This is a genomic window from Streptomyces sp. So13.3 (genome assembly GCF_005860785.2).
Taxonomy (GTDB): Bacteria; Actinomycetota; Actinomycetes; order Streptomycetales; family Streptomycetaceae; genus Actinacidiphila; species Actinacidiphila fildesensis.
This window is the reverse complement of the sequence record NZ_CP048835.1, coordinates 4905979-4932164: the sequence shown is the minus strand read 5'-3', so window position 1 is coordinate 4932164 and position 26186 is coordinate 4905979. Positions and strand designations below refer to the sequence as shown.

21 protein-coding genes are annotated in these 26186 nt (G+C 71.0%); 10 read left to right on the top strand and 11 right to left on the bottom strand.

What is annotated here, in order from left to right; all coding sequences use genetic code 11:
- Nucleotides 1-260 precede the first annotated feature (260 nt).
- The 3 genes from C8250_RS22180 to C8250_RS22170 all read right to left on the bottom strand — a co-directional run bounded on the left by C8250_RS22180 (nucleotide 261) and on the right by C8250_RS22170 (nucleotide 3925).
- Nucleotides 261-1151, bottom strand: a complete 891-nt coding sequence (locus C8250_RS22180) for a hypothetical protein (RefSeq protein WP_306664950.1) — start codon at nucleotides 1149-1151, stop codon at nucleotides 261-263.
- A 148-nt stretch (nucleotides 1152-1299) separates the two neighbouring features.
- A complete protein-coding gene (locus tag C8250_RS22175; protein ID WP_138351130.1) occupies nucleotides 1300-2544 on the bottom strand; it encodes a metallophosphoesterase in 1245 nt (414 codons plus the stop codon).
- 280 nt (nucleotides 2545-2824) lie between these two features.
- Nucleotides 2825-3925, bottom strand: a complete 1101-nt coding sequence (locus C8250_RS22170; protein ID WP_138351129.1) for a LacI family DNA-binding transcriptional regulator — start codon at nucleotides 3923-3925, stop codon at nucleotides 2825-2827.
- Between the two features lie 293 nt (nucleotides 3926-4218).
- Between C8250_RS22170 and hisC the strand changes: the two genes are divergently transcribed.
- The 5 genes from hisC to C8250_RS22145 all read left to right on the top strand — a co-directional run bounded on the left by hisC (nucleotide 4219) and on the right by C8250_RS22145 (nucleotide 13359).
- Nucleotides 4219-5292, top strand: coding sequence for a histidinol-phosphate transaminase (gene hisC / locus C8250_RS22165; protein ID WP_138351128.1), 1074 nt, complete (start codon nucleotides 4219-4221; stop codon nucleotides 5290-5292).
- 207 nt (nucleotides 5293-5499) lie between these two features.
- Nucleotides 5500-7008 carry a cytochrome ubiquinol oxidase subunit I gene (locus C8250_RS22160; protein WP_244809282.1) on the top strand — a complete coding sequence of 503 codons (1509 nt, stop codon included), beginning with the start codon at nucleotides 5500-5502 and terminating at the stop codon, nucleotides 7006-7008.
- Nucleotides 7009-7024: 16 nt separating this feature from the next.
- Nucleotides 7025-8026: a cytochrome d ubiquinol oxidase subunit II gene (gene cydB / locus C8250_RS22155; protein ID WP_138351126.1), complete on the top strand. Its 1002-nt coding sequence runs from the start codon at nucleotides 7025-7027 to the stop codon at nucleotides 8024-8026.
- A 67-nt stretch (nucleotides 8027-8093) separates the two neighbouring features.
- Complete coding sequence (cydD, locus tag C8250_RS22150) at nucleotides 8094-11606, top strand: thiol reductant ABC exporter subunit CydD (RefSeq protein WP_138351125.1); 3513 nt, start codon at nucleotides 8094-8096, stop codon at nucleotides 11604-11606.
- A 37-nt stretch (nucleotides 11607-11643) separates the two neighbouring features.
- The gene (locus tag C8250_RS22145; RefSeq protein WP_138351124.1) at nucleotides 11644-13359 is read left to right on the top strand and encodes a GAF domain-containing protein; all 1716 of its coding nucleotides are present in this window, start codon (nucleotides 11644-11646) and stop codon (nucleotides 13357-13359) included.
- Between the two features lie 47 nt (nucleotides 13360-13406).
- Here C8250_RS22145 and C8250_RS22140 read toward each other — a convergent pair whose 3' ends face one another.
- The 6 genes from C8250_RS22140 to C8250_RS22115 all read right to left on the bottom strand — a co-directional run bounded on the left by C8250_RS22140 (nucleotide 13407) and on the right by C8250_RS22115 (nucleotide 19466).
- Nucleotides 13407-14273, bottom strand: a complete 867-nt coding sequence (locus tag C8250_RS22140; RefSeq protein ID WP_138351123.1) for a Cof-type HAD-IIB family hydrolase — start codon at nucleotides 14271-14273, stop codon at nucleotides 13407-13409.
- A 103-nt stretch (nucleotides 14274-14376) separates the two neighbouring features.
- Nucleotides 14377-14826: a hypothetical protein gene (locus tag C8250_RS22135; RefSeq protein WP_138351122.1), complete on the bottom strand. Its 450-nt coding sequence runs from the start codon at nucleotides 14824-14826 to the stop codon at nucleotides 14377-14379.
- An 8-nt stretch (nucleotides 14827-14834) separates the two neighbouring features.
- Nucleotides 14835-15812, bottom strand: coding sequence for a MerR family transcriptional regulator (locus C8250_RS22130; RefSeq protein ID WP_138351121.1), 978 nt, complete (start codon nucleotides 15810-15812; stop codon nucleotides 14835-14837).
- A gap of 16 nt (nucleotides 15813-15828) precedes the next feature.
- Nucleotides 15829-16722 (bottom strand): metal-dependent hydrolase, encoded by an 894-nt coding sequence (locus C8250_RS22125; RefSeq protein ID WP_138351120.1) that lies wholly within the window; start codon nucleotides 16720-16722, stop codon nucleotides 15829-15831.
- A 75-nt stretch (nucleotides 16723-16797) separates the two neighbouring features.
- Complete coding sequence (locus C8250_RS22120) at nucleotides 16798-18600, bottom strand: SDR family oxidoreductase (RefSeq protein WP_138351119.1); 1803 nt, start codon at nucleotides 18598-18600, stop codon at nucleotides 16798-16800.
- The gene (locus C8250_RS22115) at nucleotides 18597-19466 is read right to left on the bottom strand and encodes a M24 family metallopeptidase (protein ID WP_138351118.1); all 870 of its coding nucleotides are present in this window, start codon (nucleotides 19464-19466) and stop codon (nucleotides 18597-18599) included. The genes C8250_RS22120 and C8250_RS22115 overlap by 4 nt, the downstream gene beginning before the upstream one ends.
- Nucleotides 19467-19706: 240 nt before the next feature.
- On the opposite strand from C8250_RS22115, the gene C8250_RS22110 reads away from it, so the two are divergent.
- From C8250_RS22110 to C8250_RS22095, 4 genes are read left to right on the top strand one after another with little or no spacing between them, the layout of a single operon-like run.
- Nucleotides 19707-20774, top strand: coding sequence for an ABC transporter ATP-binding protein (locus C8250_RS22110; RefSeq protein WP_138351117.1), 1068 nt, complete (start codon nucleotides 19707-19709; stop codon nucleotides 20772-20774).
- On the top strand, nucleotides 20764-21702 hold the full coding sequence (locus C8250_RS22105; RefSeq protein ID WP_138351116.1) for an ABC transporter permease subunit: 939 nt from the start codon (nucleotides 20764-20766) through the stop codon (nucleotides 21700-21702). The genes C8250_RS22110 and C8250_RS22105 overlap by 11 nt, the downstream gene beginning before the upstream one ends.
- On the top strand, nucleotides 21699-22616 hold the full coding sequence (locus C8250_RS22100; RefSeq protein WP_138351115.1) for an ABC transporter ATP-binding protein: 918 nt from the start codon (nucleotides 21699-21701) through the stop codon (nucleotides 22614-22616). Before C8250_RS22105 ends, C8250_RS22100 begins: the two co-directional genes overlap by 4 nt.
- Before the next feature lie 31 nt (nucleotides 22617-22647).
- Nucleotides 22648-23367 carry an ABC transporter permease subunit gene (locus C8250_RS22095; protein WP_138351114.1) on the top strand — a complete coding sequence of 240 codons (720 nt, stop codon included), beginning with the start codon at nucleotides 22648-22650 and terminating at the stop codon, nucleotides 23365-23367.
- Between the two features lie 37 nt (nucleotides 23368-23404).
- On the opposite strand, the gene C8250_RS22090 is transcribed toward C8250_RS22095, so the two are convergent.
- A complete protein-coding gene (locus C8250_RS22090) occupies nucleotides 23405-24592 on the bottom strand; it encodes an MFS transporter (RefSeq protein WP_232484907.1) in 1188 nt (395 codons plus the stop codon).
- Between the two features lie 104 nt (nucleotides 24593-24696).
- Nucleotides 24697-25407 carry a FadR/GntR family transcriptional regulator gene (locus C8250_RS22085; RefSeq protein WP_138351113.1) on the bottom strand — a complete coding sequence of 237 codons (711 nt, stop codon included), beginning with the start codon at nucleotides 25405-25407 and terminating at the stop codon, nucleotides 24697-24699.
- 114 nt (nucleotides 25408-25521) lie between these two features.
- Between C8250_RS22085 and C8250_RS22080 the strand changes: the two genes are divergently transcribed.
- A complete protein-coding gene (locus C8250_RS22080; protein ID WP_138351112.1) occupies nucleotides 25522-26142 on the top strand; it encodes a YceI family protein in 621 nt (206 codons plus the stop codon).
- The last annotated feature ends 44 nt before the right edge of the window (nucleotides 26143-26186 follow it).

The window sequence follows — 26186 nt, the reverse complement described above, 5'->3', positions numbered from 1 at the left end:
TTGCGTTAACGTTTCAACCAGTTGGGCGTGGAGCCGCAGCTTTCTCGCGCGGCTTCAGGTCCCTTCCGCTGTCCGCGTAGTCGGGGACGCCGCCCGGGCCCGGTGCCTGACGCGCTCGACACCGGGGTGAGACGGGCTACGCCGTACCGCCTCCGGCGCGCACCGTAGGTGCGTTCATGCGTCACATGGGGGCGGATGGCATCAAATTCGCACTATAGGTGCGGACTTCCGCATTCCGCCCATACTCACAACCGGGTGCGCTATCTCGAACCCTCGTCCGGGCCCGTGAAGTCGGGGCTCGAAAAGTCCGGACTGGAGAAATCGGGGCTGGAGAATCGATGGCCCGGTCCTGGGGATTCCTCGGGGCCGGGACTGGTGAAGTCCGGGCGGGAATAGCCGAGTCGGGGCATTCGTGAGGGCTGGCTGCCGTTGGAGCGCGGAGGCTCGAAGTCCGGATGCGGCGCCAGGGCGGCGTTCGTTCTGGCCTCGGCGAGGAAGGGCAGGACGCCGCGGTCGCGCAGGGCGCGCCGCCACGCCTCGCGGGCGGCGGCGACCTCGGGCGGCAGCGAGTCGGAGTCGTCGTCATGGATGGCGCTCGCGCTGTCGCGCAGGGCGGTGAGGAGCAGGCCGACCATCCCGACCAGGATCCCGCACCCGGTGACGCCCGCGAAGAGCCAGCCGGCGGTGCGCAGCGGTGCGGCGATGGCGGGTTCCGGCGTCATCGCGTGCAGGACGTAGCCGATCAGCAGGAAGATCAGCGCGGCGGTGCCCGCCAGGAGGGGTGTCAGCACGGCGACCACCGCGAACAGCCCGGCGCCGGAGCCCGCGGAGTCCGCTACGCCCATGGCGGCGTAGCTGAACGCCCGGTTGTCCGCGGCCGTCACGGGCTCCGTCCGGCGGATGACCGCGGACTCCTCGAGGGCCTCGCGGATCTGCTCGCGAACCTTCAGGTACTGCTGGTACTCCGGTGCGGCGCAGGCGGAGATGACCTCCGCGGCGCTCAGCGCCATGGTGCGCAGCTGTTCGCTATTGAGCACGCCTTCGTGCCCGCCGTGCTCGTCGTGCCCGGTGTCCGCGGAGTGCAGTGCGTCGTCGAGGACTCGTTCGAAGTCCGGGCGGTCTTCGTTGAGCAGGTGTGGAGCGCTGTTCATGTGCATCCCCCGATGCTCCGTCTCCGGACCTCCCCGCTGAATGTGGAGCCGGTCGGCCGGTGAAGCGGAGGAGAGCGTGCCTTACGGATATAGCGATGGTAGAGCGCGGGATGAGGGGGTGACAGAGTGCTTCCCGGAAATCTGCCGATCAGGAAAGGGGTGGGAGTTCGGCAACGAGCAGTCGGCCGTCCATGGTTACGCCACCGTCCATTGCCAATGCCAAGTTCTCGGCATATGCCATCGGGCCATTGACGACCGGGGTGCGTTCCTCCCCGTCCGCGGTGTATTCGCCGCCGACCTCGCCGAGCAGGTACGGGATGGGGCTGTGGCCGTGGACGACCTGGTGGCCGCCGTAGGTGTCGAGGAGTTCCCGGGCGGCCTGCGGGCCGTTGTCGCCGCGGAAGGCGAAGCGCTTGGTGAGCTTGCGGAACAGGTCCCAGCACTCGTCCGCGTCGCCGCGCTGGAGGATGCCGGTGACGGCGTCGTTCATCGCGTCGATGGTGGTGCCGTAGTCGAGGTACGCCGTGGTGTCGGAGTGCAGCAGCAGATGACCGTCGGTCAGGTGCGCCGCGTCGAGCCGGGACATCCACGTCAGATGGCGGTCCTCCAGCCGGTCCATGTCGGAGGGCTGGCCTCCGTTGAGCCGCCAGGCGGCGAGGAACGACGCGGTGCCACCGGTGGAGTTGACGGGGGTGTCGCCGAAGCGGTGGGCGCCGAGCAGCAGCAGCTCATGGTTGCCCATGATGGCCTTGGCGTAGCCGCCCGCGGCGGCCGCCTCGGCGGAGAGCTGCATGACGAGCTCGATGACGCCGATGCCGTCCGGACCGCGGTCGGTGAAGTCACCGAGGAACCACAGCCGGGCGGTGCCCGCCGACCAGTGGCCTTCGGCGTCGATGAGGCCCTGGGCGTGGAGCGCCGTACGCAGCTCGTCGATGTACCCGTGGACGTCGCCGACGACGTAGAGCGGACCGGGCTGGTCCGCGTCGACGGGAGCTATCACCGGGAGGTCGTGCGCGGTGGGGGTGTAGTCCTCCGGCACCAGACGGGTGTCGAGCTGGGTCGCCTCGTACCCGGCCGGGGGCGCGGCGGCCGGCACCTGGACCGGGGCCGCCGGCGCGGCGAAGGACGCGGGCGCACCTGCCGGCCCGTCCGCACCGATCGCGGCACCGGTACCGGGCGCACCGAGAACGCCTGGTGTGCCTGGCAAGACGGGAGCACCGGAAGCGTCGGCGAACCCGTACGACCCGTTGCCGGGCGCGGCTGCCTGACCGGTCTGCCGACCGCCTTCCGGTCCGGCCTCCGGACCCGCGTCCGGACCTGCCGGACGCCAGCTCACCATCGCCTTGAGCACGGGCCCGTGACCTGCCCCCTGTGTCATCGACCCCTCCACCATCGCGCCGCCATCCGCCCATCATAGGAATGACGCTGTCGTGGTGTGACATACCTGGGTGCCGGGTTTTCGGCCGGTGCCGACAAACACCCCCTAAATCGGCGTCCTGGGGCGGTCCGGCGGCCGATTCGGGTTCCTGCTCGGACTCCTGTGCCGACTCCTGAACAGGTTTCCGCACGGAGTCCGGTGCGAACTTCCGCGCGGGGTTCCGGTTCCGGATCCCCGCGCGGACTTCCCGGCGGCTCGTGCGCGGTGGTGCGGTTCGGGTTTCCCGGGCCAGGCGTCAGCCCCCGGCCGGACTGCGCGGGGGACTCACCGTGGTGCGGTGCGTACGGCGCTGGGACGAGGTGCGGACGATGAGGTCGGTCTGCATGATCTGCTGGACGGGATGGGTGGCACCCACCCCTTCGATCGCGTCGATGAGGAGCTGGACCACCGCGGTGCCGATCTTCCCCGGTTTGAGGGACAGCGTGGTGATCGGCGGTTCGGTGCTCGCGTAGACGCTGCTCTCGCTGCAGCAGACCAGCAGCAGATCGTCCGGCACCCGCAGCCCGTAGCGGCGGGCGGCGGCCAGCAGATCGGTGCCGTTGGGGTCGAAGAGACCGTAGACGGCGTCGGGCCGGTCGGGACGGGCGAGCAGCCGGTCGGCGGCGACGGCGCTCGCGCACGGGTCGTGGGCGGGGTAGGACTCGTAGACCGGCTCCTGGCCCACCCGCTCGCACCATTGCAGGTACGCGGTGGTGGAGAGCCGGGTGTAGGTGTCGGTGCTGGTACCGGTGAGCAGGCCGATCCGGCGGGCTCCGGCGGCGGCGAGGTGGTCGAGGATGCCGAGGACGGCTTCCTCGTGGTCGTTGTCGACCCAGGCGTGGACGGGGAGGCTGCCGGCGGGCCGGCCGTCGCTGACCACCGGTACGCCCTGGCGGACGAGTTCCATGACGACGGGATCGTGGTCGGAGGGGTCGATGACCACGGTGCCGTCGAGTGCGACGTTGCTCCACACGTCATGGCGTGAGGAGGCGGGGAGGATGACCAGGGCGTAGCCCCGGGCGAGGGCGGCCGAGGTCGCGGCTCTCGCCATTTCGGCGAAGTACGCGAACTCGGTAAAAGTGAACGGTTCTTCGCCGTAGGTGGTGACCGTCAGGCCGATTAAGCCCGATCGGCCGGTGCGCAGTGTGCGGGCTGCCGCGGACGGGCGGTAACCCAGCCGTTCGGCGACCTCCCGGACATGGCGGCGGGTGGCGTCGGGCAGTCGGCCCTTGCCGTTGAGTGCGTCGGAGACAGTCGTGATCGAGACACCGGCGGCAGCGGCGACATCTCTGATGCCTGCCCGCTCGAGCCGGCGTCCGATGGGCCGGCTCGCCTGGTGGTTCCCTGCTGCTGTCATGGCGACCCGATAGTAGGGCGGGGTTGGTCCGTCCGCTGGGGCCCCGAAAAGGCATTCAGACGGTACGTTTCTGCAAGATCAAGAGTGCCTTGTGGGGTGTAATGTGCAGCTCGCAAGCGCTTTCTTCGCGTGAGTACCGGCGTCGCGGGGACGATCTCCTGCCCATTGGTTCGTATTGCGGGGAGGTATCAACTCACTCCTACGAGGGATGCGCACCACCGCGTGCGCCACCGGCGCACGGTGTGGCGCACGGCACTTTCCCACTCCCTCACGCCCCCTCGTATGGTGTGGTCATGACCCCGAAGCTGCGCGCGGAACTGGACGGCATCCCCACCTACAAGCCCGGGCGACCCCCGGTCTCGGACGAGGGTGCTCCGGCCTACAAGTTGTCCTCCAACGAGAACCCCTTCCCGCCGCTGCCCGGCGTGCTGGAGGCGGCCACCGCCGCCGCGGGTTCGTTCAACCGTTATCCCGACGCCGCGTGCACCGAGCTGATCGCCGAGCTGGCGCACCGCTTCGGAGTGCCGCAGACGCACATCGCGACCGGCACCGGCTCGGTCGGCGTCGCGCAGCAGCTGCTGCAGTCGACCGCGGGGCCGGGTGACGAGGTCATCTACGCCTGGCGTTCCTTCGAGGCGTACCCGATCATCACGCGGATCAGCGGCGCGACGCCGGTGGAGGTACCGCTCACCGACGGCGAGGACCACGACCTGGACGCGATGGCGGACGCCATCACCGACCGGACCCGGCTGATCTTCATCTGCAACCCCAACAACCCCACGGGCACCGCGGTACGCCGTGCGGCGCTGGAACGCTTCCTCGACCGGGTGCCGTCCGATGTGCTCGTGGTCCTCGACGAGGCGTACCGCGAGTTCATCCGGGACGCCGACGTGCCGGACGGTGTCGAGATCTACCGCGACCGCCCGAACGTCGCGGTGCTGCGCACCTTCTCCAAGGCGTACGGCCTGGCCGGTCTGCGGGTAGGCTTCGCCATCGCGCACGAGCCGGTCGCGGCCGCGCTGCGCAAGACCGCGATGCCGTTCGGTGTGAGCCAGCTCGCGCAGGACGCGGCGGTCGCGTCGCTGCGCTCCGAGGAGGCCCTGCTGGAGCGGGTGGCCGGCCTGGTCACCGAGCGGGACCGGGTCGTCGGGGCACTGGCCGCGCAGGGCTGGGCGCTGGCGGAGACGCAGGCGAACTTCGTCTGGCTGCGGCTGGGGGAGCGCACCCTGGACTTCGCCGCGGCGTGCGAGCGGGCCGGGGTGGCGGTACGGCCGTTCCCGGGCGAGGGCGTGCGGATCACCATCGGCGAGACCGAGGCCAACGACCTGCTGCTGAGCACGGCGGACGCGTTCCGCAAGGAGCTGTAGCTCCCTTTACCACCTGCCGTTTTCGCCCCCTTCCACCCCCCGGTGGGAGGGGGCGAACTGCTGTGCGCGATACTTAGCTTGTGAATGCGTTCACTTTCACAAGCGGACGTGTTTGCCCCCTTTCCTATGGGTTCCACGCGAGGGTTGGGGGGAAAAGTTCGAGTTTGGACCGGTGCAGGTGAACCGGTACAGGTAAGGAGTCGTGACGTGCAGCTCTCGCTGGAAACCGTCGACGTCGCGCGATGGCAGTTCGGCATCACCACCGTCTACCACTTCCTCTTCGTCCCGCTGACGATCAGCCTCTCCGCGCTCACCGCGGTCCTGCAGACCGCATGGGTCCGCAGCAAGAACGAGAAGTACCTCAGGGCCACCAAGTTCTGGGGCAAGCTCTTCTTGATCAACATCGCCATGGGCGTGGCCACCGGGATCGTCCAGGAGTTCCAGTTCGGGATGAACTGGTCGGACTACTCCCGGTTCGTCGGGGACATCTTCGGAGCCCCGCTCGCCTTCGAGGCACTGATCGCGTTCTTCTTCGAGTCCACGTTCATCGGGCTGTGGATCTTCGGCTGGGACAAGCTGCCGCAGCGCATCCACCTCGCCTGCATCTGGATCGTCTCGATCGGCACGATCCTCTCCGCGTACTTCATCCTGGCCGCGAACTCCTGGATGCAGCACCCGGTCGGCTACACCTACAACAAGGTGACCGGCCGCGCCGAGCTCACCGACTTCTGGAAGGTCATCACCCAGGACACCACCCTGGTCGTGGTCTTCCACACCATCACCGCGGCCTTCCTCACCGGCGCCGCGTTCATGATCGGCATCTCCGCCTACCACCTGGCGCGCAAGAAGCACATCGCCGTGATGCGCACCTCACTGCGGCTCGGCCTGGCCGTCGCCGTCGTCGCGGGGCTGCTCACCGCGATCAGCGGTGACTCGCTCGGCAAGGTCATGTTCAAGCAGCAGCCGATGAAGATGGCCGCCGCCGAGGCGCTGTGGGACGGCGAGGGGCCGGCCCCGTTCTCGATCTTCGCCGTCGGCGATGTCGACAAGGGCCACAACAAGGTCGCCGTCGAGATCCCCGGGATACTGTCCTTCCTCGCCGACGGCAACTTCTCCTCGTACGTGCCCGGCATCAACGACATCAACAAGGCCGAGCAGCAGAAGTACGGCCCCGGTGACTACCGGCCGAACATCCCCACCGCCTACTGGGGCTTCCGCTGGATGATCGGCTTCGGGATGACATCCTTCGCGGTCGGCCTGGCGGGACTGTGGCTCACCCGCCGCAAGCTCTGGGTCGCCGAGGAGCACCGCACCGGCGAGGACGAGGCGCCGAAGCTGATGCTCACCAGGAACACACCGTTCGGCGACCGGTTCGCCGCCTGGTACTGGCGGATCGCGCTGTGGACGATGGTCTTCCCGCTGCTGGCCAACTCGTGGGGCTGGATCTTCACCGAGACCGGCCGCCAGCCCTGGGCCGTCTACGGGCTGCTCCGCACCTCCGACGCGGTCTCCCCCAATGTCTCCACCGGCGAGGTGTTCGGCTCGCTGATCGCCTTCACCCTGCTCTACGCGGTGCTCGCGGTCGTCGAGATCAAGCTGCTGCTGAAGTACGCCAAGGCCGGACCGCCCGAGCTGACCGATTCCGACCGGAATCCGCCCACGAAGATCGGCGGCGACTCCACCGACGCCGACCGGCCCATGGCCTTCTCGTACTGAGAGGAAGGAGCGCGACATGCACCTGCACGACGTCTGGTTCGTACTCATCGCCGTCCTGTGGACCGGCTACTTCTTCCTGGAGGGCTTCGACTTCGGGATCGGGATCCTCACCAAGCTGCTGGCCCGCGACCGCCCCGAGCGCCGCGTACTGATCAACACCATCGGCCCGGTCTGGGACGGGAACGAGGTGTGGCTGCTCACCGCGGGCGGCGCGACGTTCGCCGCGTTCCCCGAGTGGTACGCCACGCTCTTCTCCGGCTTCTATCTGCCGCTGCTGATCATCCTGCTCTGTCTGATCGTCCGCGTCGTCGCCTTCGAGTACCGCTCCAAGCGGTCGGAGGACCGCTGGCAGACCAGCTGGGAACAGGTGATCTTCTGGTCCTCGCTGCTGCCGTCCGTGCTGTGGGGCGTCGCGTTCGCCAACATGGTGCGCGGTGTGAAGATCGACGCGAACAGGGAGTACGTCGGCACCTTCTGGGATCTGCTGAACGTCTACTCGATCCTCGGCGGGCTCGTCACCCTCACGCTCTTCACCTTCCACGGCGCGGTGTTCGCCGCGCTCAAGACGGTCGGCGACATCCGGACCCGGGCTCGCAGGCTCGCCTTCCGGCTGGGCATCACGGCCGCGGTGCTCGCGGTGCTCTTCCTGGGCTGGACCCAGAAGGACAGCGGTGACGGCACGACGCTCGGCGCGCTGATCGTCGCGGTGGTGGCGCTGGTCGCGGCGGTCCGGATGATCTGGATCGGCCGTGAGGGATGGTCGTTCGTCTTCTCCGGCATCACGATCGCGGCGTCGGTGGCGATGCTCTTCCTGGCGCTCTTCCCGAACGTCATGCCGTCCTCGCTGAACGCCGCGTGGAACCTCACCGTCACCAACGCCTCGGCGACGCCGTACACGCTGAGGATCATGACGTGGTGCGCCGCGGTCGCGACGCCGGTCGTGCTGATCTACCAGGGGTGGACGTACTGGGTGTTCCGCAAGCGGATCGGCACCCAGCACATCGCCGAAGTCCACTAGCCACGGTCAGACAGGGTCCGGGGCCCGTTGCGGCCGGCCGAGCTCTTCGCCGAAGGGAATGTTCCACGTGAAACCAGTCGATCCGCGTCTGCTCCGGTACGCCCGCGCCAGCCGCGTCTTCCTCGTGGCGTCCGTGGCCCTCGGCCTGGCCGGGGCGGGGCTGGTCGTCGCCCAGGCGATGCTCATCGCCGAGATCGTGGTCGGCGGATTCCAGCACGGTCTCGACGCCGGCGAGCTGCGCACTCCGCTGCTGCTGCTCGCCGCCGTCGCGGCCGGCCGCGGGATCGTCGCCTGGCTGACCGAGCTGTGCGCGCACCGCGCCAGCGCGGCCGTCAAGTCGGAACTGCGCGGCCGGCTGCTGGAACGGGCCACCGCCCTGGGCCCGTCCTGGCTCTCCACCCAGCGCACCGGCGAACTCACCACGCTCGCCACCCGCGGGGTCGACGCGCTCGACGACTACTTCGCCCGCTATGTGCCGCAGCTCGGACTGGCCGTGGTCGTACCGGTCGTGGTGCTGGCCCGGATCGTCACCTCGGACTGGGTCTCGGCGCTCACCATCGCGCTGACCCTCCCCCTCATCCCGCTGTTCATGGCGCTGATCGGCTGGGCCACCCAGGACCGGATGAACCGTCAGTGGCGGCTGCTCGCACGGCTGTCCGGGCACTTCCTGGACGTCGTCGGCGGCCTTCCCACCCTGAAGGTCTTCGGCCGGGCCAAGGCGCAGGCCGAGTCCATCCGCACCATCACCGACGAGTACCGGCGCGCGACCATGCGGACGCTGCGGATCGCGTTCCTGTCGTCGTTCGCCCTGGAACTCCTCGCGACGATCTCCGTGGCGCTGGTCGCCGTGGGCATCGGCATGCGGCTGGTCCACGGGGATCTGGACCTCTACACCGGGCTCGTCGTCCTGGTGCTCGCGCCCGAGGCGTATCTGCCGCTGCGGCAGGTGGGCGCGCAGTACCACGCGGCCGCCGAGGGGCTGGCCGCCGCGGACGAGGTCTTCGCCGTCCTGGAGACGGCTCCGGCCACCGCCGGGACGCTGCCCGCCCCCGATCTGCGGCACGCGGTCATCACCGTGGACGGTCTGACGGTGCACCACGAAGGCCGCGAGCGGCCCTCGCTCTCCGAGGTCTCCTTCACTGTCTCCCCCGGTGAGACGGTCGCCGTCGTCGGTCCCAGCGGTGTCGGCAAGACCACGCTGCTGGCCGCGCTGCTCGGCTTCGCGCAGCCGTCCGGCGGCCGGATCCTGGTCGACGGCACCGATCTGGCGTCTCTCGACCCCAGGAGCTGGCACCGGCAGATCGCCTGGGTCCCGCAGCGGCCGCATCTCTTCGCCGGGACCGTCGCCGAGAACGTCCGCCTGGCCCGGCCGGATGCCACCGACGAGCAGGTGCGGGCCGCCCTCCGTGACGCGGGCGCCCTCGACTTCGCCGGCCTGGACACTCCGCTCGGTGAGGGCGGCTCCGGAATCTCCGCAGGGCAGCGCCAACGGCTCGCCCTCGCCCGCGCCTTCCTGGCCGACCGTCCGCTGCTGCTGCTCGACGAGCCGACCGCCAACCTCGACGGTGACACCGAGGCGGCCGTGGTGGCCGCCGTCCGCCAGCTGGCGGTGGGCCGCACTGTCCTGCTCGTCGTCCACCGGCCGGCCCTGCTCGCGGTGGCCGACCGCACGATCCGGCTGCGGCCCGCGGCGGTCGAGGTGACCGCCGTCAGAGACCGGAGTCCCCTGGCAGCCCGTCAGGGACCGCTGTCGGCCGGCACGTCGACCACGTCGCCCGTCCTGCCCGTGGACGCGTCGCCCGCCGCCGATGGGGGACGTCCGCTGCGGCGGGTGCGCCGGATGGCGGGGCCGTTGCGCGGACGCTTCGCGCTGGCGCTGCTGTTGGGGGCGCTGGCGCTCGGGTCCGCGGTGGGTCTGATGGCGACGTCCGGATGGCTGATCAGCCGGGCGTCGCAGCAGCCGCCGGTGCTGTATCTGATGGTCGCGGTCACGGCGACGCGGACGTTCGGGATCGGGCGGGCGGTGTTCCGCTACGCGGAGCGGCTGGTGTCGCACGACGCGGTCTTCCGTTCGCTCGCGGATCTGCGGGTGGCCGTCTACCGGCGGATCGAACGGCTCGCGCCGGCGGGCCTGCGGGAGACGCGGCGGGGCGATCTGCTCTCCCGGCTGGTCGCGGACGTCGACGGACTGCAGGACTACTTCCTGCGCTGGCTGCTGCCCGCCGGTGCTGCGGCGGGTGTCTGTGTCGCGTCGGCGGCGTTCACCGGCTGGCTGCTGCCCGAGGCGGGCGTGGCGCTGGCGGCCGGTCTGCTGATCGCGGGCGCGGGTGTCCCGGCGCTGTCCGCCGTCCTGTCGCGGCGGGCCGAGCGGCGGCTCGCGCCGGCGAAGGGCGAGCTGTCGACGCAGGTCGTGGACCTCCTGACCGGTACCGCCGAGCTGACCGTGGCGGGCGCGCTGCCGGGCCGGCGGGAGCGCGCCGCGCGCTCCGACCGCATCCTCACCCGGATCGCCGCCCGGTCCGCCGCGACGACCGCGCTGGGCGCCGGACTGGCCGCACTGGTGTGCGGTCTGACGGTGGTGGCCTGTGCTTACGCCGGGATCCAGGCGGTACGGGACGGCCGGCTCGACGGGGTCGCCCTGGCGGTCGTGGTGCTCACCCCGCTCGCCGCGTTCGAAGCGGTCACGGGGATGCCGCTCGCGGCGCAGTACCGGCAGCGCAGCCGGGCGGCGGCGCTGCGGGTGCACGAGGTGCTGGACGCGCCGGATCCGGTCCGGGAGCCGGAGCGGCCGGCCGAGCCGCCGGCGCTGCCGTTCCCGCTGGTCGTCCGGGATCTGACGGCCCGCTACCCGGGCCAGGACCGGCCCGCGCTGGCCGGGCTGGACCTCGAACTGACGCAGGGCCGCAGGATCGCGGTGGTCGGCCCGTCGGGTGCGGGCAAGACGACCCTGGCGCAGGTGCTGCTGCGCTTCCTCGACGCGGAGAGCGGTTCGTACGCTCTCGCCGGTACCGAAGCGGCCGCGCTGGACGGCGACGAGGTACGCCGGCTGGTCGGTCTGTGCGCGCAGGACGCGCATGTCTTCGACAGCTCGGTCCGCGAGAACCTGCGGCTGGCGCGCCCGGCCGCCGATGACGACGCGCTGCGCGCGGCCCTTGCCGCGGCCCGGCTGGACGCGGACCTGGACACGCTCGTCGGCGAGCACGGGGCCCGGCTGTCCGGCGGGCAACGCCAGCGCCTCGCGCTGGCCCGCGCGCTGCTCGCCGACTTCCCCGTCCTGGTGCTCGACGAGCCGGCCGAGCACCTGGACCTGCCGACCGCGGACGCGCTCACCGCGGATCTGCTCGACGCCACCCGGGGCCGTACGACCGTGCTGATCACGCACCGGCTGGCGGGCCTGGCCGGGGACGCCGTCGACGAGATCGTCGTCCTCGACCGGGGCCGCGTCGTGCAGCGCGGTACGTACGCGGAGCTGGCCGCCGTCGAAGGACCGTTCCGCCGCACCCTCGAACGGGAGCGCGCCGCGGACCTGGCGGCGGACGCGGCCGGAACGACGGACGCGGTGGGCCTGGTAACGGTCTGACCGGCGGGGACAAAGCGGACCAAATACGCTGAGGGACATGGCAGACGACAGTGCGCCGACCACTCTCAGCTTCCAGGGCATGGCCTCCCAGATCACCGTGCGCCTGCCCGAGCTGCTGGAGGCCGTCGTCTCCGTCGGTACCGGCCTCGAGCTGCACACGACGCTGCGCAGGATCGTCGAGACGGCCGCCGAACTGGCCTCCGCCCGCTACGCGGCGCTCGGTGTGCTCAACGCCGACGGCACCGGCCTCGCCGACTTCGTCACCCACGGCATCGCCGAGGAGGACGCCGACCGCATCGGCGCCCTCCCGGACGGCCGTACGGGGTTGCTCGGCGAGCTCATCCGCCATCCGGTGCCGTTGCGGCTGGCCGACCTGACGAAGGACCCGCGGTCGTCGGGGGCCCCGCCGGACCACCCCCCGATGCACGCCTTTCTCGGGGTGCCGATCCGCGTCCACACCGAGGTCTTCGGAAACCTGTACCTGACCGAGAAGCGCGGTGGCGGTGAGTTCACCGAGGAGGATCTGCATGTGGTGCGGATCCTGGCCACCGAGGCGGGGATCGCGCTCGGCAACGCGCGGCTGTACGAGGCGACCCGTCAGCGCGAGCGCTGGATCAACGGCTCGGCCGCCCTCACCACCGCACTGCTGACGGGCGACGCGGCCGAGGACGCGCTGGACGTCGTCGCCGAGCAGGCCCGCAAGCTGGCCGAGGCCGCCGCCGGGCTGGTGCTGCTGCCGACCGCGGAGGGCGGTCTGGAGGTCGTCGCGGTCTCCGCGGACGAACCGGCCGGGATGCTCGGCACCGTCATCGAGGCGGCGAGCCCGGTCGCCGAACTGCTGCTGAACGGGGAGCCGGTCTTCGTCGACGACTCCTCCATGGACGTGCGGATGACCACGCATCTGGCGCCCCGGTTCGGGCCCAGCATGATGCTTCCGCTCAAGAGCAACGGCCGGGTGATCGGCACGCTCGCGCTGCCGCGCGAACGCGGCGGCAAGCTTTTCACCGAGGTGGAGCGCACGCTGGCCACCCAGTTCGCCGCGCAGGCCGCGCTGGCGCTGCTGCTGGCCGACGTTCAGCGCGACCGGGAGCGGCTGGCGGTCTACGAGGACCGCGACCGGATCGCCCGTGACCTGCACGACCTCGTCATCCAGCGGCTGTTCGCGACCGGTCTGATGCTGCAGGGCGCCCAGCGCCGCTCGGTGGTCCCGCAGGTGCGGGACGGGATCGGCAAGGCCGTCGACGAACTGGACGCCACTATCCAGGAGGTGCGCACCGCGATCTTCGCGCTCCAGCAGGCCCCCGCCGACGCGCCGGCCGGCCTGCGGACGCGGGTGCTGCGGGAGATCGGCACGGCGGCCGTACCGCTGGGCTTCCAGCCGTCCGTGCGGTTCGTCGGGGCGGTGGACGCGCTGGTCGGTGAGCTGACCGTGAAGAACCTGATCGCCGCACTGCGGGAGGTGCTGTCGAACGCCTTCCGGCACGCGGGCGCGAGCCGGATCGACGTGGTGATCGACGCGACGGTCACCCTTCCGGGCGACGCCGGGGGCGGCGGTGACGGCGACGCGGACGGGGACGGTGTGACCGGAGTGCGGCTGACGGTCACCGACGACGGGGTGGGCATCCCGGAGGACGGCCGCCGCAGCGGACTGAGCAATCTGGCGCGCCGGGCGGAGGCCCTCGGCGGGTCGAGCCGTTTCGGGCCGGGGCCGGACGGCGTGGGGACGACGGTCGTCTGGGAGGCGCCGCTGTAACGGCGGCTGTCCCGTGAGTTCCGTGCCGTCGGGTCCGTCCTGCCGGTTCAGTTGCTGCGGGCCGCCAGGATCCGCTCGATGATCCGGGCGACGCCGTCGTCCTCGTTGGCGGTGGTGCGGTGTGTGGTGGCGGCCAGGACCGCGGGGTGCGCGTTCGCGACCGCGTACGAGGTGCCCGCCCAGCTGAGCATCGCCAGGTCGTTCGGCATGTCGCCGAACGCGACGACCTCATCGGCCGACACACCGCGCTCCGCGCAGCACCGGGCGAGGGTGGTGGCCTTGCTGACCCCCGGGCCGCTGATCTCCAGCAGCGCGGACGCGCTGGAGCGGGTGATCTCGCCGTGCTCCCCGGCGGCGCTCAGCGCCATGGCGAGGAACGCGTCCGGGTCGGCGTCCGGGTGCTTGGCCAGCAGTTTCAGTACCGGTGCGCCGTTGTCGGCGAGCAGTTCCTCGGCGGGCGCGATCACCGCGTCGGGCATCGGGGCGTACGGCGGGTACGCGGGCTCGTACGAGAAGCCGTTCGTCCGTTCCACGGCGAAGGTCGTGCCGGGGACGGCCGCGCGCAGCGCGTCCACGACCGTGAGAGCGTCCTTCGTGTCGAGCGGGTACGCGGCGAGCAGCGTGCTGCGGTGCAGGTCGTAGACGGCGGCGCCGTTCGCGCAGATCGCCATCCCGTGCCGGGCGGTGTGCTCGGCGACGACGTTCATCCAGCGGGCCGGCCGCCCGGTGACGAAGAAGACCTCGATACCGGCCGCTTCGGCGTCCGCGAGCGCGGCGATCGTCCGGGCCGAGACCGTCTTGTCGTCACGCAGCAGCGTGCCGTCGAGGTCGGTGGCGATCAGCCGGGGCGTGCGGGCCGACGGGCGGGCGTCCGGGGACTGGGGATGCTCGGGGGCTGAGGTCACACCCCCCATCCTCCCGTATACGGCCACGACACCCGTACACAGGTACGGGCGCGCCGCGCCCGCGGACGGCCGCGGCAGGCCCCCCATGGCACGAGCGGCTCGTGCGGTCCGGTCAGCGGCCGACCTGGCGGGCCAGCCACGGTGAGAAGTTCGTGCCGGGGACCAGCTCCCGATAGGTCTCGTCGCCGGGAAGCGACACGATCAGCCAGCGCTGCAGAAACCGGGTCTTCACCCGCACCAGGCCGCGGTACACCGAGTCCAGGAACGCGGGGACGCTGTCACGCGGCACATCGTGGAACTCCACCCCGTCGACGATGATCTTTGCGTCGCCCTCGGAGTACAGCTCGATCTCCACCGCGGGTGATCCACCGAGTTCGACGTAGGCCTCGTGCGGCAGCGAACCGTCCGGATCGGCGACGGAGAACGCGCCCGCCCCGCTGCGGCGTGCGGACCGGTCGGCGCCGATGTCGTCGGTGACCCTGATCTCCAGGTTCTCCCGCCGCGCGATCTCGCGTACGGCGGTGACGGCGGCCTGGGTGGTGGGCAGCTGCTGGTGGCTCATGGAAATGATCATCCCTGGCCGTTCGGGCCGCCGGTCTGCGGGCCGTCCGTCCGCGGGCCGTCCTCGGAGGGGAGGCCGGCCAGGGTGTCCATGGTGCGGGCCCGCACTTCCCGTTCGGCGGCGGCGGCGATGAAGGCCGGGACGTTGCGGCGGCCGACCAGCTCGCGGACGGCGCCCACCGTGTCCGTCGGCAGCGAGACCGGGACGTGGGCCGGCTCCGCCGGGGGCGGCACGTCCGCCGCGAGATCGCCGAGGTGCCGTCTGACCTGCTCGGTGGCCATCATGCGCATCGCGCGGGCCAGTTCCGCGTCGATGGTCTGCTGGGCGAGCGGCCGCAGCCGCCGGACGAGGGACGCCGCCTCCGCGGCCTCCGCGTCGGTGGGCGGATGGTCCAGATAGCGCTGGAAGACATGCTCGGTGGTGAACTGCAGAAACCGCTCCGAGATGTACTCGACCTGGATCCGCAGCTCCCGCAGATGACCGGTGATCGCGGTCAGCGGGACGCCCGCCGCGTAGAGCTCGGCGGCGACCGCCAGTTCCTGGGGACTGGGGACGAGGAACTCGTCCTCGCTGCCGGGGACCGTCTCCAGCACCCCCAGGTCCAGGGCGTCGATGATCGCGGCCTGGTCGGGGACCCCGCCGAACGCCTCGGTCAGCTCGGCGCGGGTGATCCGCGCCGGAGTCTCGTCGGACCAGGGCCGGTCCACCTCGTTGACCAGGCCGAGGACCCCGCCGAGCCCGGTGCCCGCGTCCCACGCCTCCAGCAACTCCTTGATGCTGGCCAGCGTGTAGCCGCGCTCCAGGAGGTCGGCGATCTGCCGCAGCCGGGCCAGGTGCGTGTCGTCGTACACATTGGCCCGGCCCCGGCGTTCAGGTTTCGGCAGCAGCCCGCGGTCCTGGTAGCCCCGGATCGTCCGGACCGTGGCGCCGCTGAAGTGGGCCAGGTCCTCGATCCGGTAGGCGCGATGCTCGGCGGAGACGGTCAAACGGTCCTCCCTGGACTCACGAGGCGGCCGCGCGGCCTATCGCGCCCGCCGCGATCCGTGCCGCCGGGGAACTCGCCAGGTACTCGACAGCCCTGCGCAGAGACCCCTCCTGTGACGGATGGTACGACCGCCGGAGGTATCTGGGCATGGCCATGTTCAGCGCGGCCCAGGAGGGCAGCAGCCCCTTGGCGGCCGCCGCGCGGTGGTCGCGGAAGCGGTACCTGCCGTGCGGCAGCTGCGGATCGTGCCGCATCAGGTAGCGGGCCCCGGTCACCCAGAGATAGGCGAGCGCCGGCCAGGCGATGACCATGCCCTCCGCGCGGCGCAGATAGCGGGGCAGCCCCTCCCCGGCGACGTGCTGGTACATGTCGAAGGCGACGGCCCGGTGCTCGACCTCCTCGGCGCCGTGCCAGCGCAGCAGATCCAGCATCACCTCGTCGGTGCCGGCATCGTCCAGCGCTTCGGCGGCCAGGATCCAGTCCCCGAGCACCGCCGTGAAGTGCTCGATCGCGGCGATGAGCGAGAGCCGGAACTTCAGCCACTCGGCCCTCGGTATCGGTGAGCCGAACGGCGGCTTCTCCCCTAGGAGGACGTCGAACATCCACTCCACATGCCGGGTGTAGCGGTCGGTGTCGAGGTTCTGCTCGGCCAGATGCTCCAGGACGTAGGCGTGCTGCACGCTGTGGGTGGCCTCCTGGCCCATGAACCCCTTGACGTCCTTGAGCAGTTCCTCGTCCGTGACCAGGGGCAGGGCTTCCTTGAAGACCTTGACGAACCACCTCTCCCCGGCGGGGAGCAGCAGGTGCAGCACATTGATGACATGGGTCGCGGTCGGCTCGTCCGGGATCCAGTGCAGCGGCGTCCGCTTCCAGTCGAACGAGACCCGGCGCGGTTTGATCGCGTAGCTCATGGTGTCGTGACCTCCTTACAGGGCCTACCGGGGCTTAACGGGGGCTTACCGAGGTGTGCGGCGACTCGCCGGGGCTTACAGCGGCGGGTCGAGACGGGCCAGGCCGCGCAGCGCCCTGGGGGACAGTCGGCCCAGCAGCCGGGCGCCGCGCGCCTCAGGGGTGACGGGGACGACGGCGGAGTTGCGCATCACCGCGCGCACGATCGCCTCGGCGACCTTCTCCGGCGGGTAGTTGCGCAGCCCGTACAGCCGGGACGACCTGGCGCGGCGCCGCTCCTGCTCCGCGTCGGTGACCCCGGCGAAGCGGGTGGTCGAGGTGATGTTGGTGTTGACGATGCCGGGGCAGATGGCGCTCACCCCGATGTCGTGCGGGGCCAGTTCGGCGCGCAGGCATTCGCTGAGCATCAGCACGGCCGCTTTGGAGGTGCTGTACGCGGGCAGCGCGCGCGACGGCTGGAAGGCGGCGGCCGAGGCGGTGTTGACGATATGGCCGCCCTGGCCGCGGTCGACCATCTGCCGGGCGAAGAGCCGGCAGCCGTGGATGACACCCCACAGGTTCACGGCCAGCACCCGCTTCCAGTCCTCGGTGGTGGTGTCGAGGAAGGAACCGGCCAGACCGATACCGGCGTTGTTGACGACGACGTCGGGCACGCCGTACTCGGTGGCGGTCTTCTCCGCGAGCTTCTCCATGGCCTGCTCGTCGGAGACGTCCACGGTCTCGGCCCAGGCGCTCGGCGCGCCGATCAGCCGGGCCAGTTCCGCGGTGCGGGCCGCGGACTCCGCGTCCCGGTCCACCGCGATGATCCGTGCCCCCGCCTCGGCGAAGGCGAAGGCGGTGGCTCGTCCGATGCCGCTGCCGGCGCCGGTCACCAGCACCAGCTGGCCTGCGAACCGCTCACCGGCCGGGCCGGGCTTCTCCGGGGTCTTCCGGGCCGGACGGCCCTCTTCGTTGGACGTCACGAACTCACCGATCCACTGGGCGATCTGATCCGGGCGGGTACGCGGCACCCAGTGCTTGGTCGGAATGGTGCGGCGCCGCAGGTCGGGGACCCACTGCTCCAGCTCGTCGTAGAGCTTCTCCGACAGGAACGGGTCACCGGTCGGGGTGATCAGCTGCACCGGCACATGGGCGTAGGCGTCCGCGCGCGGCGCGCGCAGCCGGTCCCTGACGTTGTCCCGGTAGAGCCACGCGCCGTGCGCGGCGTCCTCGGGCAGCGAGGCCGTCGGGTAGTCCGCCGAGGAGATCTTCTCGGCGCGGGCGAGCAGCTTGGGCCACTGCCTGCCGAGCACTCCGCGCCAGGCCAGCTCCGGCAGCACGGGGGTGTGCAGGGCGTACACGTACCAGGACTTGGCGCCCTGGCCGAGGAGCTGGGCGAGCCGGCGCGGGGTGGGCCGTGCGACGCGCTGCTTGATCCAGTGGCCGAAGTGGTCGAGGGAGGGGCCGGAGATGGAGGTGAAGGTGGCGATCCGGCCCTCGGTCCGCCCCACCGTGGCGAACTCCCAGCCCTGGACCGAGCCCCAGTCGTGGCCGACGAGGTGGACCGGCCGTTCCGGGCTGACGGCGTCCGCGACGGCCAGGAAGTCGTCGGTCAGCTTCTCCAGCCGGAAGCCGCCGCGCAGCGGTTCCGGCGCCGTCGAGCGGCCGTGGCCGCGCACGTCGTAGAGCACCACATGGAAGCGGTCCGCGAGCCGGTCGGCGACCTGGGACCAGACCTCCTTGCTGTCGGGGTAGCCGTGCAGCAGCACCACGGTGGGCAGCGACGCGTCCCCGTACTCGGCGACGCACAGCTCCACCCCGTCCCCCGCCACCCGGCGTTCGCGCGCCGCCCCCGGCCCGCTGCCGTTCCCGGTCCCGTCTCCCGCGCCGTCCCGGCTCATACGGCCAGCCCCGCTTCCTTCCACCGCTTCACATGCGGCAGTTCGTCGTCCAGCCAGTACGCGTCCGTCGCGGTGACCACGAGGATCTCCTCGAACTTCGCCCCGGTCCCGCGGAATCCGAGATGGGGCTCGACCGCCCACAGTCCGGGCTGCGGCGGGTGGTCGGACATCCGGTACGGGCTCCACAGCGGGGACCAGCCGTCCCGGTGGCCGTGCAGCGCGTCCTTCGCCAGCCCCTTGAGGCTCTGGATGCCGAAGCCGGCGATCTGCGGGGACCAGCGCCGCTCCCGCACGCGGTCGACCTTGTGCGCTATGACGCCGAACGGATAGGCGCGGTGGCGGTTGGCGTACCCCTGCTTCGCCATCAGCTGGTCCACGTCCTCGTAGATCGCCCGCAGCGAGCGGCGCTCGCGCACCTCACGCAGGATCAGCTCACGGTGCTCGCGCAGATCAGCCAGCAGCCGGTCATGGACCGGGTTGAGGCCGAGGCAGCCGGAGTACCCGATGTCGGCGGTGTACCCCTTGTAGATCGGGGCGGTGTCCAGGATGAAGGGCATCCCCGGCTCCAGCCGGCGCTGCGTGGGGAAGAACTGCAGCGGCATCTTGAAGCCGGTGAAGGCCGTCCGGTCCCCGAACCAGGCGAACGGCAGATGGAACCAGTCCCGCACGCCCCGCTCGCGCAGCCACTCCCGCATCATGCGGGCGGCCTCCCGCTCGGTCACGCCCGGTTTCAGCTGCGCCGCGACCGCCTCGGCGCACGCGTACGCCAGCCGCTGCACCTCCCGGAACCCGTCCAGCCCGTCCGGATTCCCGCCCCGCCCGTCCGAACCGTCCAGTACGTCCGACCCGTCCGATGGATGACTCATCACTACCGCCCACCCCTCAGTACGGCACCCAGCACGGCATGCGCCAACCCTGACATCGATGAATGTGACATCACTTCATGGCAGGGTCAAGAGTGCCCGCACCGCCTGTGGAAAACTCCGGGCCACCGCTGTCCCGGACCGCCATGACCCTGACATCCGTCCCGCGCTCGGAGGACATCCCCTACGGGAGGTCAGCCCGCAGGACTACCCCGATGGGGCCCCGGAGGGGGACGCTCCGATGTGGTCCGCGCCACTACCGTCGACAACGTGACTGTGATCGTGACCGAAAGCCTGAGCAAGCGGTACCCAAGGGTGACCGCCCTGGACCGGCTCTCCGTGGACATCACCCCCGGCGTGACCGGGCTGGTTGGTGCCAACGGGGCCGGCAAGTCGACCCTGATCAAGATTCTGCTGGGTCTGTCCCCGGCCACCGAGGGCCGTGCCGCCGTGCTCGGACTCGATGTGGCCACCGAAGGCGCGGCCATCCGCAGTCTCGTCGGGTACATGCCCGAACACGACTGCCTGCCGCCCGATGTGTCGGCGACCGAGTTCGTCGTCCACATGGCGCGGATGTCCGGGCTGCCGCCCGCCGCGGCCCGCGAGCGCACCGCCGACACCCTGCGCCACGTCGGGCTGTACGAGGAGCGGTACCGCGCCATGGGCGGCTACTCCACGGGCATGAAGCAGCGCGTCAAGCTGGCGCAGGCACTCGTGCACGATCCGAAGCTGGTCCTCCTCGACGAGCCGACCAACGGCCTGGACCCGGCGGGCCGCGACGAGATGCTCGGACTGATCCGCCGGGTCCACAGCGACTTCGGCATCTCCGTCCTGGTCACCTCGCACCTTCTCGGCGAGCTGGAACGCATCAGCGACCACGTCGTCGTCATCGACGGCGGAAAGCTGCTGCGCTCCTCCTCCACCAGCGACTTCACGCAGGCCACCGCCTCGCTCGCGGTCGAGGTCACCGACACCGACCGGCACCCGCACGGCACCGACGCGCTGCGCGTGGCGCTGACCGCACTCGGGGTCTCGGTGCAGGGCGAAGGCCCTGGATCCGGCGGCGCGAACATCGGGCACATCCTGCTGGTCGAGATGGACGGCGAGGCCACCTACGACCTCATCCGGGACGCGGTCGCCGAACTCGGCCTGGGCCTGGTCCGGATGGAACAGCGACGGCACCGGATCGCGGAAGTCTTCAGCACGGACGACGCGACGGACGACGCGACGGACGACGACTCCGACGTCCTCGAGACCGCAGGCGCCACCGGCAGCCGACCGAAGAAGGGAGGCAGCCGAGATGCAGCCTGACACCGTTCCCGCACCCGTACCCGCCCCCGCATCGCCGGAGGCCCAGCGCAGCGCCGATGTCATCCACAACATCGGCTACCGGCACTACGACGGCCCGCGCCTCGGCCGCGGCTACGCCCGCGTCTCGCTCTTCTCGCAGAGCCTGCGCGGCGCCTACGGCCTCGGCCGGTCGGCGAAGTCCAAGGTGCTGCCGATGCTGCTGTTCGCCGCGATGTGCGCTCCGGCGCTGATCATCGTCGCGGTCGCCATCGGCACGAAGATGACCAAGCTGCCCATGCAGTACATGCAGTACACGATCTTCCTGCAGATGGTCATCGCGCTCTTCGTCGCGGCCCAGGCCCCGCAGTCCGTCTCCCGCGACCTGCGGTTCAAGACGACACCGCTGTACTTCTCGCGCCCCATCGAGCGCATCGACTACGTCGCCGCCAAGTTCGCGGCGATGACGGCCGCGCTGTTCATCCTCACCGCGGTGCCGCTGGTCATCCTCTACGTCGGCGGGCTGCTGGCGAAGTTCGGCTTCGCCTCCCAGACAGCCGGATTCGGGAAGGGAATCGTGGCCGCTCTCCTGCTCTCCCTGCTGCTGGCGGGCATCGGCATGGTCATCGCCGCCATCACGCCGCGCCGCGGCTTCGGCGTCGCCGCGATCATCGCGGTCATCGCCATCTCGTACGGCGCGGTCAGCGCGGTCCAGGGCGTCGCCTACAGCCAGGGCAACTTCGACGCGGAGGGCTGGTTCGGCCTCTTCTCCCCGATCAGCCTGCTGGACGGCGCACAGTCCTGGTGGCTCGGCGCCACCGTCTCGAACCCGGGCAACTACGGCCCGCCCAATGCCTTCGCGGGCATCGTCTACCTGCTCGTGCTCCTCGCCGTGATCGCCGGCTGCTTCGGCCTGCTGATGCGCCGCTACCGGAAGGTCGGACTCTCGTGACGACGATCACCATCGACAACGTCTCGCGCTGGTTCGGCAACGTGGTGGCGGTCAACGACGTCACCATGTCGATCGGCCCCGGCGTGACGGGCCTGCTCGGCCCGAACGGCGCGGGAAAGTCCACGCTCATCAACATGATGGCCGGCTTCCTCGCCCCGTCCACCGGCTCCGTCACCCTCGACGGCACGCGGATCTGGCGGAACGAGGAGGTGTACCACCACATCGGGATCGTGCCCGAGCGGGAGGGGATGTACGACTTCCTCACCGGCGCGGAGTTCGTCCTCGCCAACGCCGAGCTGCACGGACTGCCGGACCCCGGCGCCGCCGCCCACCGGGCGCTGGCGACCGTCGAGATGGCGTACGCGCAGGACCGCAAGATCGACACGTACTCCAAGGGCATGCGGCAGCGCGTGAAGATGGCCTCGGCTCTCGTCCACGACCCGTCGGTGCTCCTGCTCGACGAGCCCTTCAACGGCATGGACCCGCGCCAGCGGCTCCATCTCATGGACCTGCTCCGGCAGATGGGCGCCGACGGCCGCACCGTGCTGTTCTCCTCGCACATCCTGGAGGAGGTCGAGCAGCTCGCGAGCCACATCGAGGTCGTGGTGGCCGGCCGGCATGCCGCCTCCGGTGACTTCCGCAAGATCCGCCGCCTGATGACGGACCGCCCGCACCGCTACCTCGTACGGTCCAGCGACGACCGGCAGCTGGCCGCCGCGCTCATCGCGGACGCGTCGACGGCCGCGATCGAACTCGACTGGTCCGAGAAGGCGCTGCGCATCCAGGCGATCGACTTCTCCGGCTTCACGGAACTGCTGCCGCGCGTCGCCCGCGAACACGGCATCCGGCTGTACACGGTCTCGCCGTCCGACGAGTCCCTGGAGAGCGTCTTCTCCTACCTGGTCACGGCGTAAGCGGCCCAACGGCCTTAAGGAGCCCACAGCGATGTACAACCCCACCGTGGCCCGGCTCACCTTCCGGGCGCTGCTCGGCAGGCGCCGCGCACTCATCCTCTTCGCGCTGCCCGCGCTGCTGATCGTCATCTCCGTCGCCGTGCGCGCCCTGGCCGGTGTGGACGACAACGTCACCAGCGACCTGCTGGGCGGCTTCGCGCTCGCGACGATGGTGCCGCTGATCGGCGTCATCGCCGGTACCGGCGCCATCGCGCCGGAGATCGACGACGGCTCGATCGTCTATCTGCTGGCCAAGCCGCTGAAGCGGCCGTCGATCATCCTGACGAAACTGACCGTCGCGATCGGCGTCGCCATGGCGTTCTCGGCCATCCCGACCTTCATCGCCGGTTACATCCTGAACGGCAACAGCCAGCAGCTCGCGGTCGCCTACGGCATCGCCGCGGCCGTCGCGTCGATCGCCTACGCCGCGGTCTTCCTGCTGCTGGGCGTCGTCACCCGGCACGCCGTGGTGGCGGGGCTCGTCTACGCGCTGGTCTGGGAATCCCTCATCGGCAACCTCGTCCCGGGCGCCCGCACCCTCAGCGTCCAGCAGTGGTCGCTGGCACTGGCGCAGAAGATCGGGGGCGGCGACATCGTGCAGTCCGACGTCGGGCTCCCGGTCGCGATCGTCCTGCTCGTCGCGGTGACCGTCGCCGCCACCTGGTTCGCCGCGCAGCGGCTGCGCTCGCTGACCCTGGCGGGCGAGGAGTAGCCGGGCATCGACGGACGGGAGGGGCGGGGGCCGGGGGTCAGACCTTGCGGTCCCTGCCCGCGCCCAGTCCCGCGGCGAGCTGCGCGCCGCACAGCAGCAGCATCAGCACGATCGGGGCGGTCCAGCCGCCGCTGCTCTGGTAGAGCGCGCCGGCCGCCAGCGGTCCGGCGGCGGCGAGCAGATAGCCGACGCCCTGGGCCATGCCCGACAGCCGTGCGGCGGTGAACGCGTCCCGGCTGCGGAGCACGATCATCGTCAGCGCCAGCCCGACGGCGCCGCCCTGGCCGACGCCGAGCAGGGCGGCCCACGCCCAGGCGCCGCCGACCGGGTCCACCAGGAGCCCGACGTATCCGGCGGCGGTCAGACTCACGGCGACGGCCACCAGCGGACCCTGGTTGCGCATCCGGCCCGCGAGCAGCGGGAAGACGAACGCGCCCACCACCTGGATCAGGTTGCTGACGGCGAAGACGACCCCCGCGGTGCCCTTGCTCATTCCGTGGTCGGTGAGGATCGTCGGCATCCACGCGATGACGACGTAGACGAGCAGCGACTGCAGGCCCATGAAGCAGGTGACCTGCCAGGCCAGCGGCACCCGCCGGAGCCCGGCGTCCCGGACCGGAACCGGGCTGTTCGTCCGGGGAGCGGCGGCCGCGGCGAAACGGGTCCTGCGGGACAGCACCACCTGCGGGAACCAGACCGCCGCGGCGACGGCCGCCGGGAGGGCCCAGAACGCCAGGGCGGCCTGCCAGCTGCCGCCGAACGACTTCTCCAGGGGGACGGACACCCCGGCGGCCGTCGACGCGCCGATGACCATCGCGCAGGTGTAGAGCGAGGTCATGCTCGCGGCCCGGTGCGGGAAGTCGCGCTTGATCAGGCCGGGCATCAGCACGTTCAGCAGGGCTATCGCCGTTCCCAGCAGGATGCTGCCGGCGAACAGTGCCACGACCGAGGACAGCGACCGCACCACGATCCCGGCAGCCAGCGCCGCCAGCGCGGCGAACAGCACCTGTTCGGTGCCGAACCGCTGCGACAGCCGGGGCGCGACCATCGAGCCGAGCCCCAGGAAGAGCACCGGCACCGACGTGACCAGGCTGCTCACCGTCGAGGAGAGCCCGTAGTGCGCGCTGACGTCGCCGACCAGCGGCGCCATGCTGGCCAGCGCGCCCCGCATGTTGAGCGAGGCCAGCACGATGCCGGCCAGCAGCAGTACGGGGTGGGAGAGCAGCCGGGGCGACCCGGACGGGTGGCCGGGCTCCGCGTCGACGAGCGGGACGGTGGCGGTCGGACGTGCCAAGGCGGGCCCCTTTCCAAGGGTGGTGGCGAGGTGATTCAGCTGGTCGGGTGGTCCGGTGCCGCGGCGAGGAGGGCTTCGACCGCACGCAGCGGCTCCCGCAGCAGCGCCCGCGCGGCGCTGTCGGCGGCCTGCGGGTCCCCTGCCTCGATGGCGTCGACCAGCGCGGTGTGCGCCGCCAGGTCGATCGGCGGCATGTCGCTGTCGCCGACCGCGGCGAGGAGTGTCTCGCGGACCGAGGAGCTGAAGTAGCGGTAGACCTCGGTCAGCGCGGCATTGTGCGCGGCCTCCACGACGTACTGGTGGAAGCGGACGTCGTCGTCGGCCTGCGCCCCACCGGTCAGTTCCGCGCCGTGGTCGTGCACGCTGCCGAGCGCGGAGCGCATCCGCTCCAGGTCCTCCGGCGTCCGCCGGGCGGCGGCCAGCCGGGCGCCTTCCGCCTCCATCGCGATCCGCAGCTCCAGCACGTCGCGGATACCGGCCCTGCGCATGCCCAGGAGCACGGCGGCGGGGTCGGCCCGGGAGATCACGTAGGTGCCCTGGCCCTGCCGTGACTCCAGCTGGCCGGCGTGCGCGAGCACCCGGACCGCCTCGCGGACCGTGTTGCGGCCCACGCCGAGCAGGTCGGCGAGCTCGTGCTCGGTCGGAATGCGCATCCCGACCTGCCAGGTACCGGCGGCGAGCTGCTCGCGGAGCTGCTCGACGACGGTGTCGACCAGGGATCTGCGGTCGGCTGCGTGGAGTGTCATCCGGTCATCCTACAACTGCATCCGTGACTCATTCGAGTGAGGTTGTTGAAAGTTAAATGGAATGGAGTTATGGTGAATGAAGTTGAACGTTGAACTACTCGTAAGGAGCACATCATGGGACTCTTCAACCGCACCAAGACCACCACGGGCAGCACCGCGGGCGTCGCCGTGGCGACCGGCCCCGCCGCCGGCGACCTCTCGCACCTCACCGGCGAGTACACCGTCGACCCGACCCACAGCGAGATCGGCTTCTCCGTCCGGCACGCGATGGTCACCACCGTCCGCGGCCAGTTCGCCGAGTACGAGGGCGCGCTGCACCTCGACGGCAGCAACCCGCACCTGTCCACCGCCGAGCTGGTCATCAAGGTCGCCAGCATCGACACCAACCAGGCCCAGCGCGACGAGCACCTGCGCACCGGTGACTTCTTCGACGCCCCGGCCTTCCCGGAGATCACCTTCCGCTCCACCGACGCCGAGCGCCTCGGCGAGGACTCGTACCGCATGACGGGCGACCTCACCATCAAGGGCACCACCCGCCCGGTCACGCTCGACCTCGCCTACAACGGCTCCGCCAAGGACCTGTACGGCAACGAGCGCGTCGGCTTCGAGGGCACCGCGAAGATCGACCGCACCGACTGGGGCCTGAACTACAACGCCGCCCTGGAGACCGGTGGCGTCCTCATCGGCGAGCAGGTCAAGCTGCGCTTCGACATCTCCGCCATCAAGGGCGCCTGACACCCCCTGCCGGGTGTGCGCGATCAAGAACGTCCGAAACGCGA